Origin of the sequence: Cryobacterium sp., from assembly GCF_025463825.1 — a bacterium.
Taxonomy (GTDB): domain Bacteria; phylum Actinomycetota; class Actinomycetes; order Actinomycetales; family Microbacteriaceae; genus Cryobacterium.
This window is the reverse complement of sequence record NZ_JAODBG010000048.1, coordinates 1-12,596: the sequence shown is the minus strand read 5'-3', so window position 1 is coordinate 12,596 and position 12,596 is coordinate 1. Positions and strand designations below refer to the sequence as shown.

Here is a 12,596-nt window from a genome sequence, read left to right as displayed (position 1 = left end):
CCACCGGCCTTTGCACAGGGCCGCACTATAGTCTGGTGTCATTCACCGGCGTTGGACCGGTGAACTTGCGCCTGAGGCAAAAGACGGGCGCATCCCGCTTCGAGCTAGACAGGCAATCAAAAACGTGACCTTCACCGAACTTAATATCGATCAGGACATGGTCGAGGCTCTCGCCTCCAAAGGCATCCTGGAGCCGTTTCCCATCCAGACCCAGACCATCCCCCTCGCCCTCAGCGGCCAGGACATCATCGGCCAGGCCAAGACCGGAACCGGTAAAACCCTCGGCTTCGGCCTGCCGCTGATCCAGCGGCTCGGCCTGAACCCCGAGCCCGGCGTGCAGGCGCTCGTCGTGGTGCCCACCCGCGAGCTGTGCGTGCAGGTCAGTGAAGACCTCGAGCTCGCCGCCAGCAACCGCGGCACCACCATCGTCTCCATCTACGGCGGCAAGGCCTACGAAGGCCAGATCGAGCAGCTCAAGGCCGGCGCGCAGATCGTCGTCGGCACGCCCGGTCGCCTTCTCGACCTCGCCAGCCAGCGTCTGCTCAGCCTCGCCAACGTGCGCGAGATGGTGCTCGACGAGGCCGACAAGATGCTCGACCTCGGCTTCCTCGCCGACATCGAGAAGTTGTTCTCGCAGACGCCGTCCACCCGCCACACCATGCTCTTCTCGGCCACCATGCCCGGCCCGATCGTCGCCCTGGCCCGCCGCTTCATGACCCGGCCGATCCACATCCGCGCAAGCGACCCCGACGAGGGCCTCATGCAGGCCAACATCGAGCACCTCGTCTACCGGGCCCACAACATGGACAAGGACGAGGTCATCGGCCGCATCCTGATGGCTGAGGGCCGCGGCAAGACCGTGATCTTCACCCGCACCAAACGCGCCGCCGCGAAGCTCGTCGAGGAGCTGGGCGATCGTGGCTTCAACGCCACTGCCGTGCACGGCGACCTCAACCAGGAGCAGCGTGAGCGCGCCATGGCGTCGTTCAAGGCCGGCAAGAAAGACATCCTGATCGCTACGGACGTCGCCGCCCGCGGCATCGACGTCGACGACGTGACCCACGTGATCAACCACACCATCCCCGAAGACGAGAAGGCGTACCTGCACCGCGTGGGCCGCACCGGCCGCGCCGGCAAGACCGGCATCGCAGTCACGTTCGTGGACTGGGACGACATGCCCAAATGGACCCTGATCAACAAGGCCCTCGACTTCGGCACCCCGGAACCGCAGGAGACCTACTCCTCGTCGCCGCACCTCTACACCGACCTGAACATCCCGGCCGGGTCCAAGGGTCGCCTGCGCGCGACCCCGATCAAGGAGGTCGTGCCCGGCGCCGCGTCCGGCCGGGACGCCAACCGCGGCGGCCGCAGCGACAGCCGCTCCGGCGGACGCTCCGACGCCGGCCGCTCCGGTTCCGCCCGCTCCGCCGACCAGGCCAGCCGACCGCGCACCCGCGTCGGCTCCAGCACCAACCCGGATGCCCCCGCCGCGACCCCGGCGGCCGGCACCCACGACGGTGGCGGCACCGAGCACCACGACGGCAACAGCGCCCCGCGCCGCCGCAGCCGCACCCGCCGCCGTTCCCCGCAGGCCCCCACCGCGTAGCGTCGCACCGACGTGCCACCGACGTGCCACCGACGGCCCCGTGACCTCGCGTCACGGGGCCGTTCGTGTCCCGTCATCCCTCGGCCGAGCGCGGCGCACCCAGTACGCTCTGGATAAGCGGCATCCGACGCGATTCTCATCACGACACAGGCGACCGCGGGTGCCTGCCTTCGGGAGTACCACGACGCGATCGACAGGATCTGGGTGTCCCAGGGAACGAAACTGACGTGATTACAGGCACCGGTTCGGTCCCGGCCACTTGCTGCGGATCCGAATTGCTGGTGCACTGGCATCATGACCCAGCCCGCGGCATTCACCCGACTGACGGGCATCGAGCATCCCGTCGTGCTCGGCCCGTTCGGCGGCCTGTCCTCGGTTGAGCTCACCGCGACGGTCTCGAATGGCGGCGGGCTCGGTTCCTACGGCCTCTATGGCTACGACGGCGACCGCATCGGGGCGACCGCATCGGCATTGCGGGCCCAAACGAGCAAACCGTTCGCGTTGAATCTGTGGCTCCCGGTACCCGGCGAGGTCGAACCGGAGCCCACGGCCGCGGAATTCGAGCGCTACCTGGAACCGCTGCGTCCGTACTTCGCCGAACTCGACCTGCCGCTTCCGGCGCGACCGCTCCGGTACCTGCCCGACGTCGACGAGCAGATCGCCGCGGCGCTCGAGGCCCGGCCCGTTGCGCTCAGCGTGGTCTACGGCATTCCGAGCCCTGCGCTGATCGCCGCATCCCACGCCGCCGGCATCGTGGTGCTGGGTACGGCCACGACGGTTGCCGAGGCGAGAGCTCTGCAGGACGCCGGAGTGGATGCGATCGTCGCCAGCGGCGCTGAGGCCGGCGGGCACCGGGTGTCATTCCTCCGGCCACCGGAGGATTCCCTGGTCGGCCTGTTCGCCCTGCTCCCGCAGGTGGCTGATGCCGTGGACCTGCCGGTCGTGGCGGCCGGCGGCATCGCCGATGCCCGCGGCGTCCGGGCGGCCGTGGCGTTGGGCGCCGACGCGGTCCAGGTGGGCACCGCGTTCCTCGCGACCGACCAGTCCGCCGCGTCAAGGGCGCATCGCTTGAGGCTGCGTGGCCCCGACGCAGCACACACAGTGCTGACCCGGGCGCTGAGCGGCCGGCTGGCACGTGGCCTACCCAACCGGATCACCGCCGAGGTCACCGATCCCGCTCCGTTTCCGGTACAGAACTGGCTCACCGGGCAATTCCGGCCGACCGCCGCCGACCGGGGCAACGCCGTGCTCTCGTTGTGGGCGGGCCAGTCGGAGACACTCGCCTCCGAGACGGACGCCGCGGCCCTGCTGCGCGCCCTCGCCGCGGCGCTCGACTGACGCAGCCGCCCCCCTCGGGTACTGCAGTGTGCAGCCACGGACTGCCGGAACCTCGCGTCACTGGGCCGTTCGTGTCATTCCGCGAGTCGCACCACTTCGCCGACTTGCCGCAAAACGCCTCTTCCTGGCTCCCGAAGGGGCGCTTTGGCGCTGCTTCTCAGCGGGCACCCCGCCGGATGGTTCGGAGGTACCGGTTAGCGCACCGGCGCCGGTCCCGACGACCGGCGCACGATGAGGGACGGCGGCGGCACCGCCACCGGCGTCAGGACCGTGCGCTCGATCCGGGCCAGAAGCTGCGCCACCGCGGCGCGACCCTGGCCTTCGAAGTCGTTGCTCAGAGTGGTCAGCGGTGGATCGAGATAGGCGGCCTCGGGGATGTCGTCGACGCCGACGACGCTGACGTCCTGGGGGATGCGGAGCCCGCGTTCCTTCAGCGCGAGCATGACTCCGAGCGCCATCTGGTCGTTCGCCACCAGGTACGCGGTCGCATCCGGCAGTGCACTCAGGTCGGCGATGGCACGGTACCCGGAAGCCGCCGACCAGTCGCCGTGCAGGATGCCCACCGACTCCAGGTTCAGGGACTCAACCGCTGCCTCGTAGGCCCGGGTCCGGTTGCGGGAGGCCGACCACATCGACGGTCCGGCCACATGCACCAGCCGGCGATGCCCCAGCCCGGCCAGGTGCGCGACCAGCGTGGGAATGCCGACCTTGGACAGCAGACCGCGCGGGTCGTCCTCGACGCCCTCGGACTCGGAGGCGACATAGGAGGGCACGCCGAATGCCGTGGCCTCGAAAGCCTTGGTCATCTCGTCGGTGACGGCGAGCGCCAGGACGCCGGCCAGATCGTGCTGGGTGATCAGCGCGAGCGATTCTTCGATAGCGCGGGGATTGCGGGTGTCCAGGGACACGATGTCGAGGACGTAGCCGGCCTCGCGCGCTGCGATGCTCGCGCCTTCCACGATCCGGCCGGGGCCCACTTGGGAGATCTCGTGTGCCAGCGCGCCGATACGGTGCGACTGCCCGGACTTGAGGCTGCGCGCGGTGAGGTTCGGTCGGTAGCCGAGCTCGTCGAGAGCCTGGACCACCCGTTCCCTGGTCGCCGGCCGGATGCCCTCGAATCCCCTGAGGAACCTGCTCACGGTCTGATGCGAAACACCGGCGGCCTGGGCGACGTCATAGATGGTCGCCGCTTTTGCGCGGGTTTCGACACCGCTTGACCCGGACGGATCCGCGCGAGTGCTCATGTGACCCCTCCGGCTGTTCGGCGTCGGATGCGAATTTGATACCAATTCGCCCTTGACAGAACGATGTTACCGACAACATTCTAGTTCCAGCCGAATGTGGTCGAAAACATTTGGTCCTGACTGCCTGACGACCCACAACGAAGTGAGCCTCTCTATGACCTCTGCGCTGCCCGCCCATTCGCCCAGCGGATTGCTTTTCGGCGTCGCCTACTACCCGGAATACCACCGCACCGACCGGCTGGACACCGACCTCGACCTCATGCAGGCGGCCGGTATCACCGTGATCCGGGTCGGCGAATCGGTGTGGTCGACCTGGGAGCCCCGGGACGGCGAGTTCGACCTGGAGTGGCTCGCCCCGGTTCTGGACGGCGCCCAGCAGCACGGCATCAAGGTAATCTTCGGCACCCCCACCTACGCGGTGCCGCCGTGGCTGCAGGTCGCGCACCCCGAGATCGCGGCCGAACGCCGGACGGGCGCGCCGATTCCCTGGGGTGCGCGCCAGGAGATGGATTTCACGCATCCGGTCTTTCGTGAGCACGCCGAGCGCGTCATCCGTGCCGTCATCGGCCGGTACGCCGATCACCCCGCCGTCATCGGATTCCAGGTCGACAACGAGCCCGGGCTCGAGCTGTTCCACAACGACCACGTCTTCGAAGAGTTCGTCAGTCGGCTGCGCCGGCAATACGTCGAAGTGGACACGCTCAACCGGGAGTGGGGGCTGACGTACTGGTCGCACCGCCTCGCCGACTGGTCGGAACTCTGGCGGCCCGACGGCAACTCCTTCCCGCAATACGACCTCGCCTGGCGCCGCTTCCAAAGCGAGCTCACCACCGAGTTCATCACCTGGCAGGCCGATCTCGTACGCGAGTACAGCCGACCCGACCAATTCGTGACCACCTGCCTGCAGTACGGCCGTCCGGCCCTCGACGACGAGTTGCTGAACCGGGCTCTCGACATCACCGCCGGCAACCCGTACTACGGCATGCAGGACCGGCTGGACTCAACGCTCGAGCGCTCACCGTTGAGCGACTGGACGACGTCCGGGGTGCCCGCCCTGTTCCGCCAGGCCGACCGCATGTACTCCTCCAAGCAAGGTCGTTACCTCGTCACCGAAACCAACGCCCAGTCCATTGGTCATTCCGACACCAACTTCCCGCCCTTCCCGGGCCAGCTCAAGCAGGCGGCATACACGTTCATTTCCCGGGGAGCGGCGATGATCGAGTATTGGCACTGGCACACACTGCCATACGGCGCCGAGACCTACTGGGGCGGCGTGCTGCCGCACAGCCTGGTGCCGGGCCGCGTCTATGAGGAGATCGCCGAAATCGGCGGGGAACTCGCTCAGATCGGCACGACCCTTGACGGTTTCGAACCGGACGCCGATGTCGCGATCCTGTGGTCGAATCCGAGCCGCTACGCCCTCCAGTTCACGCCGCCCCTGCGTGCCGGCGACCGTCCGGACTCCCAGTCCTACGAAACCATCGTCGACGCGTTCCACCGTGGCTGCGTGGACGCCGGCCGTCAGAGTCGGTTCCTGCACCTCGACCAGGCGAGCGACCTGGGGGCGGCTGCCCTCGCCGAGCGGTTCCCGGTGCTCATCGCGGCCGGGATCTATGTCACGACGGATGCGGAGTTGCAGCTGCTGCGCGACTACGCCGCCGCCGGCGGGCACCTCGTCGTCGGGCCGCGCACCGGGTACGCCGATGCCGAAGCGCGCGCCCGGGTGGAGGTGTCCCCTCCCCGCCTGGCGGACCTGGCCGGCACCCGTTACGAGGAGTTCTCCAATCTGGAAGAGGACATCGCGGTACTCGCCGCATCCGACGACCTCGACCTGGGCACGGACGCCGCAGCCCGCCTGTGGATCGACGGCCTCATCGACGATGACGCCGAGGTGCTCGCCCGCTACGACCACCCGCGCTTCGGCGACTTCCCCGCTGTCACGACCCGCGCGCTCAGCGGTGGCCGTGTCACGATGGTCGGCTGCGTGCCCGGCCCGAGCCTCGCGCGCGGCCTCATCCGCTGGGCCGCCACGGCCGGTCCCGGGCACGAACTCGCCGGTGACACCGCCGCCCCGGTCACAGTGACCTCCGGCTCACTCTCCGATGGGCGGCGCGCCTGGTTCGTTTTCAACTGGGGATGGGAGCCGCAGGCGATCACGCTCGCGGCGGCCGTCGCCGACACCGTCACCGGGGAAACGCTGGCGACGGGCACAAATGTCTCACTGGCCGCCTGGTCGACGCGGACCTTCCTCAGCCAATGAGCACCATGGGATCCTGCGATCCTTCCCAACCACAGAAAGAGTGATCATGAATAAAAAGGCACGGAGAACAGCAGTGGCGCTGGTGACCGGCGCCGTGTCGATCGGGGTGCTCCTGACCGGGTGCACGCCGGGTGCGGGCGACGACTCCTCCCAGGAGGCTGTCACCCAGGAAGACATCGACACAGCGATGACCACCCCCACCAAGCTCACGTTCTGGACCTGGGTCCCCGACATCGAGAATGAGGTGAAGCTCTTCGAAGAGAAGTACCCCGACATCGATGTCACCGTGGAAAACGTCGGTCAGGGACTTCCGCACTACCAGAAGCTGCGCAGCGCCATCGAGGCCGGCGAAGGCGCACCGGATGTGACGCAGGTCGAATACCAGTACATCCCGTCGTTCGTACTCAACGATTCACTGCTCGACCTGACTCCGTACGGGGCCGACGACCTCTCCGGCGACTACGTCGACTGGGCCTGGAACCAGGTGTCGCCCGACGACGCAGTGTGGGCGATCCCGCAGGACGTGGGTCCGATGGGTAACCTCTACCGGCAGGACATCCTCAGCCAGGCCGGCATCACCGAGCCACCCGCGACCTGGGAGGAGTACGCCGCCGCCGCCAAGACCGTCAAGGACTCGACCGGCTCGTACATCTCGAACCTGGGTGCCACCCAGGCGGGTCAGATGATTGGATTCTTCTGGCAGGCCGGTGTGAAGCCGTTCGCGTACGACGGCAAGGAAACCGTGTCGGTCAACGTGAACAGCGACGAGGCGAAGAAGGTCGCGACCTACTGGACCGAATTGATCCAGCAGGACCTCATCTCCACCGATGTCGACTTCGCTGACCAGTGGTACCAGGGCCTCGCCAGCGGCAAGTACGCCGGCTGGCTCACCGCCGCGTGGGGTCCGATCTTCCTCCAGGGCACGGCAGAGGGCACGGCGGGCGCCTGGCGCGCGGCTCCGCTGCCGCAGTGGACTGCGGGAGACGAGGTCTCCGGTAACTGGGGCGGCTCGTCCGACGCGGTTCTCGCCTCCAGTGAGAACAAGATCGCCGCGTACGAGCTCGCGAAGTTCATCAACCACGACGAGGAGTCGGCCATGAGGCTCGCGACCGAGCAGTTCCTCTTCCCGCCGCAGGTGTCCGTTTTGGAGGACCCGGCGTTCGTCGACCAGGAGTCGGCGTTCTACGGCGGCCAGAAGGTGAATCAGCTGTTCGCGGACATCTCGCAGACCGTCGACACGGACTTCCAATGGGTGCCGTACATGGACTACGTGTACTCCACGTATGAGGACACGATCGGCACCGTGATCACCGACAAGGGCGACATCGCTGCGGCGCTGGACACCTGGCAGGACCAGCTGGTCAAGTACGCAGAAGACCAGGGCTTCACCGTCGAGTGAGCCTGACCGGGCGCCCGCCGCTGGTCGGCGGGCGCCCGGTCTCCCCCGCACCGCCTCTATCGGTCTGCCGATCCACCCTTTCTCACAGAAGGAGTCGCAATGACGCACTCCCCGGCGCTCACCCACGAGCGCCCCGCCAGTCCCCCGCTGCCGAAACGTCGAACGAGTCCCACGAAACGCAAGCAGCGCCTCGCGGCCTACCTGTTCCTCCTGCCCTTTTTCGTGGTGTTCCTCACGATGCTGGTGGTGCCGCTCGTGTACGCCGGCTACCTCAGCCTGTTCCAGAGCAAACTGATCGGTGGCGACGTCTTCGCGGGCCTCGCCAACTATGTCCGTGCACTCACCGACTCCGCGTTCCTGGGCAGCCTGGGCCGGGTCGGCCTGTTCTTCATCATCCAGGTGCCCATCATGCTGGGCCTGGCGCTTTTCCTGGCCCTGGCTCTGGACAGCGCCCGCGCCCGGGGGTCGAAGGCCGTCCGCCTGTTGATCTTCATGCCATACGCCGTGCCGGCGGTGGTCGCGACCCTGATGTGGGGATACCTGTACGGGCCTGACTTCGGACCGATCGGCCAGGTGGCCCGGGCGGTCGGCCTGGGCACCCCGGACTTCCTGTCGGCCCAATCGGTCCTCGGCTCGATGATGAACATCGTGACCTGGGAGTTCGTCGGCTACAACATGATCATCATGTACGCGGCCCTGCGGTCCATCCCGGCCGAGCTCTACGAGGCGGCCGAGATCGACGGCGCGGGCCAGTTCCGGTTGGCCTGGAGCATCAAGATTCCCGCGATCAGGCCGGCGATCATGCTGACCGTGATCTTCTCGGTCATCGGCTCCTTCCAACTCTTCGCCGAACCCAGCCTGCTGAATTCCATCGCTCCCGCTGCGATCACGCCCGCGTTCACGCCGAACTACTACGCGTACAACCTCGCATTCATCAACCAGGAGCTGAACTACGCGGCAGCCATCGCCTTCCTGCTCGGGCTCGTGATCGCCGTTGTGTCGTACTTCGTGCAACTCGCCGGGGAACGCCGAGAACGGGTCCCGTTGACAGAGAAGGGAGCCGAGTCATGACCTCCATGGACACGCGTTCGATCGTGACGGGCGAGGGCGAGGGCGACGGTACCGCCGCACCGCGCCGGGCTCGACGGCGGTACACACCCGAAGGTCGGCGCAGCCTGCTCCTGACCGTGCTGCTCTGGCTGTGCGTCCTGTACTTCGTGCTGCCGCTGTGGTGGTTGTTCGTCTCTTCGACGAAGAGCAACACCGCACTCTTCTCGACGTTCGGCATGTGGTTCGGCGGCGACTTCTCGCTGTGGGACAACCTTCAGGCCCTCTTCACCGTGCGGGGCGGGATCTTCCTGCGCTGGATGCTCAACACCCTCGTCTACTCCGTGTCGTCCGCCCTCGGTGCGACGCTCCTCGCCACCATGGCCGGGTACGCATTCGCGAAGTACGACTTCCCGGGTAAGAAGGTGCTCTTCAGTGCCACTCTCGGCGCCGTGATGATCCCGTTGACGGCGCTGGCACTGCCGACCTACCTGCTGTTCTCGCAGGCCGGCCTGACGGACACGCCCTGGGCAATCATCATCCCGTCGCTGGTCAGCCCGTTCGGGGTCTACCTGATGCGGGTATACGCGGCCGACGCGATCCCGGACGGCCTCATCGAGGCCGGCAGGGTGGACGGCGCCGGTGAATTCCGGATCTTCTGGCAGGTGGGCCTCCGCCTGCTGGGGCCGGGCCTGGTGACGGTGTTCCTATTCTCCCTGGTCGCGACGTGGAACAACTACTTCCTGCCGCTGATCATGCTGAACAGTTCCGAGCTTTACCCCATCACTGTGGGTCTGGCCCAACTCCAGGCAGCGGCCTCCGGCGGCGGCGGATCCCAGACCCTCTTCTCCACGGTCATCACCGGGTCGTTCGTCTCGATCCTCCCGCTGGTCATCGCGTTCCTGTTCCTACAGCGGTACTGGCAGTCCGGTCTGGCCAGTGGCGGAGTGAAAGGCTGATCATGACCATTTGGTATGGCGGAGACTACAACCCGGAGCAGTGGCCGAGGGCAATCTGGGACGACGACATGCGCCTGATGAACCGGGCGGGCATCTCTCTCGCGACGGTCGGGGTGTTCTCTTGGGCACGGCTCGAGCCGCGCCCGGGCGAGTACGACTTCGGCTGGCTCGACGAACTGCTCGACCTGCTGCACGCCAACGGGGTGCGGGTCGACCTGGCCACCGCGACGGCGTCGCCGCCCCCGTGGCTGGCCCGGGAGCATCCGGAAACCCTGCCCGTGACCGAAGACGGCGTCCGGCTCTCCGTCGGCAGCAGGCAGCAGTATTGTCCGAGCTCGCCGGTCTACCGGGACCGGGCGCGGGAGCTCGTGCGGCGGGTCGTCGATCGGTACGCCGACCACCCCGCGATCGAGTTGTGGCACGTCAACAATGAGTACGGCTGCCACGTCAGTCACTGCTACTGCGACGTGTCCGCCGAGGCGTTCCGAGGCTGGCTGCGCGCGAAGTACGGCCAGATCGACGAGCTCAATCGAGTCTGGGGAACGGCGTTCTGGTCGCAGCGCTACGACTCCTTCGACGAGGTCTCGCCGCCCCGGGCGGCGCCGACCTTCCGCAATCCGACCCAGCTGCTGGACTTCGACAGGTTCTCCAACGACGAACTCCTGGCCTGCTACCGGGCAGAGGTCGAGGTCATCCGCGCCCGGTCACCCATTCCGATCACCACCAACTTCATGGGGTTCTTCAAGGCGGTGGACTACTGGGCGTGGGCCCGGGAGGTCGACATCGTCAGCGACGACACCTATCCCGATCCTGCCGACCCCGAGTCCCCCGCATACGCCGCAATGGTGCGCGACCTGATGCGCTCCCTCGGCGGCGGGGCGCCCTGGCTGCTGATGGAGCAGGCGCCGAGCGCCGTCAACTGGCGCAGGCGGAACGCCGTCAAGTCACCGGGGCAGATGCGGGCCTGGTCCTACCAGTCCGTGGCCCGCGGCGCCGACGGCATCCTGTTCTTCCAGTGGCGGCAGTCCGTGGCCGGTTCGGAGAAGTTCCACTCCGGCCTGGTGCCGCACTCGGGAACCGACACCCGACTGTGGCGGGAGGTGGAACAGCTCGGGCAGGAACTGGCGGCGCTGTCCGCCCGCACCGGGGACGCGGCGATCACCGGGACCCGCGTGCCGTCGACCGTGGCCATCACCCTGGACTGGGACAGCTGGTGGGCCATCGAGCAGCCCGCATCACCGGCCGACGTCTCCTATGTGCGCACCCTGTTCGCCTGGCACCGCGCCCTGACCTCGCTGGGACTCGCCGTGGATTTCGTCAGATCGGATGCCGACCTCTCCGGCTATCGTCTGGTTGTCGCTCCGGCGCACTTCGCTGCCAGCGATGCCCAAGTGGCGAACCTGGCTTCCTTCGCCGAGACGGGCACCCTCGTCGTGGGCTTCGGAACCGCGATCACCGACGAGAACCTGCACGTGCGTTTGGGCGGCTACCTGGGCGAACCGCTCCGGTCGGCGCTCGGCGTCTGGATCGAGGAGTTCGCGCCGCCCGCGGCCCCCGACTTGCAGAACCTGGGCATCGGAACCCCGCCACCGCTCGCGCTGGCCGGCGAGGCGTTCGGCGGCGCCGCGACCGGCACTGTGTGGGCGGAGTTCCTCAGGGTGGAGGACGCCGAGATCCTTGCGACCTTCACCGAGGGCGCACTCGGCGGCTGGCCCGTCGTGACCCGGCGTGCCACGGGTGCCGGTGCGGGCTGGTACGTGGCCACGCTTCCTGAGCCGGATGCCTTGCGCCGGTTGGCCGAGCGGGTCGCGCTGGAGGCGGGCATCGACCTGCCTGCTCCGGCGGCGACCGGTGAGCAGGTGGAAACGGTTCGCCGGGGCGGGTCCCTGTTCGTGATCAATCACGGTGAGGAGGATGCGGAGCTGGTGGTCGAGGGTACCGACGCGCTGACGGGCGCCCCGGCAGCCGGGATGCGACTGGCCCCGCAGGGAGTCGCGATCATCTACCCCACGAGCGGTACTTCGGGCTGAGTGGTCCCGGCCGCCGGGATGTGCAATCAGCTTGAGGAGCCGGTCGGTGTTGCGCTGGATGACCTCGAACTCCTGGGCGATGCCGGTGTCCTCCAGGTCGAGGGCGTCCCCGATGATCTCGCCGCACCGCCGCGCGGAGCGTCTCGGAGGACACCACCAGCCGGCGGCGCTGAGTCCGGCCGTTCGCGGAGCCGACGATGACGAGCACAACCGCGACGAGCGCCGCCGCGGCCGGCGCCAGCATCAACGCCAAGTCGGCAATGCTGCCTGGCCAGCGTCCCTCACCGACGAACGATGCCCCGGCGATGGCGATGACCAGCGCCAACAGCGCGATTTGGGTGCAGAACAGGGAACGGTGCAGAACCCGGCCGCCCGGTTCGATCGAGGTGGTGCCGAGCGCGGACATGGGATCCCCTTCATCCGACATGACCGAGCGGGGTCCGGGCTCTCATCCAGTATTTTTCCGAGCATAACGGCTGGCCGCACGCCGTCGCACCGTCACCGCGCGATCGCCCGCTCGAGCTGTGCGGCGGGCCACCGCACCCGATCCGGTCGGGGTCAGGACGCGTGGACGGGAGCCGAACCCCGGCCCTGGGCGATGAGGCGCTCGAGGACCTCCGGCGAGGTGGTGTTCTCGCCGAGCCGATTGGGCTTGCCCTCGCCGTGGTAGTCGCTCGACCCGGTGATGGCGAGGCCGTATTTGACCGCCAGCA

General features: G+C 67.9%; 8 protein-coding genes and 1 pseudogene. 7 read left to right on the top strand and 2 right to left on the bottom strand.

Features of this window, described 5'->3' with window-relative positions; translation table 11 throughout:
* The first annotated feature begins 124 nt into the window (after nt 1-124).
* Nucleotides 125-1,606, top strand: coding sequence for a DEAD/DEAH box helicase (locus JWP54_RS05790; RefSeq protein ID WP_297368602.1), 1,482 nt, complete (start codon nt 125-127; stop codon nt 1,604-1,606).
* A 294-nt stretch (nt 1,607-1,900) separates the two neighbouring features.
* Nucleotides 1,901-2,944 (top strand): nitronate monooxygenase family protein, encoded by a 1,044-nt coding sequence (locus JWP54_RS05785; protein WP_297368598.1) that lies wholly within the window; start codon nt 1,901-1,903, stop codon nt 2,942-2,944.
* A 194-nt stretch (nt 2,945-3,138) separates the two neighbouring features.
* Here JWP54_RS05785 and JWP54_RS05780 read toward each other — a convergent pair whose 3' ends face one another.
* Nucleotides 3,139-4,188, bottom strand: coding sequence for a LacI family DNA-binding transcriptional regulator (locus JWP54_RS05780; protein ID WP_297368596.1), 1,050 nt, complete (start codon nt 4,186-4,188; stop codon nt 3,139-3,141).
* A gap of 154 nt (nt 4,189-4,342) precedes the next feature.
* Between JWP54_RS05780 and JWP54_RS05775 the strand changes: the two genes are divergently transcribed.
* From JWP54_RS05775 to JWP54_RS05755, 5 genes are all read left to right on the top strand, one after another.
* The gene (locus JWP54_RS05775) at nt 4,343-6,448 is read left to right on the top strand and encodes a beta-galactosidase (protein ID WP_297368592.1); all 2,106 of its coding nucleotides are present in this window, start codon (nt 4,343-4,345) and stop codon (nt 6,446-6,448) included.
* Between the two features lie 46 nt (nt 6,449-6,494).
* Nucleotides 6,495-7,847 (top strand): ABC transporter substrate-binding protein, encoded by a 1,353-nt coding sequence (locus JWP54_RS05770; RefSeq protein ID WP_297368589.1) that lies wholly within the window; start codon nt 6,495-6,497, stop codon nt 7,845-7,847.
* 99 nt (nt 7,848-7,946) lie between these two features.
* A complete protein-coding gene (locus tag JWP54_RS05765; RefSeq protein WP_297368586.1) occupies nt 7,947-8,918 on the top strand; it encodes a carbohydrate ABC transporter permease in 972 nt (323 codons plus the stop codon).
* Entirely contained in the window at nt 8,915-9,853 is a 939-nt protein-coding gene (locus JWP54_RS05760) for a carbohydrate ABC transporter permease (protein WP_297368583.1), read from the top strand. The genes JWP54_RS05765 and JWP54_RS05760 overlap by 4 nt, the downstream gene beginning before the upstream one ends.
* Before the next feature lie 2 nt (nt 9,854-9,855).
* Nucleotides 9,856-11,883 carry a beta-galactosidase gene (locus tag JWP54_RS05755; protein WP_297368580.1) on the top strand — a complete coding sequence of 676 codons (2,028 nt, stop codon included), beginning with the start codon at nt 9,856-9,858 and terminating at the stop codon, nt 11,881-11,883.
* A gap of 558 nt (nt 11,884-12,441) precedes the next feature.
* On the opposite strand, the pseudogene JWP54_RS05750 reads toward JWP54_RS05755, so the two are convergent.
* Nucleotides 12,442-12,596: pseudogene (locus JWP54_RS05750) on the bottom strand (phosphatase); the annotation flags it as partial.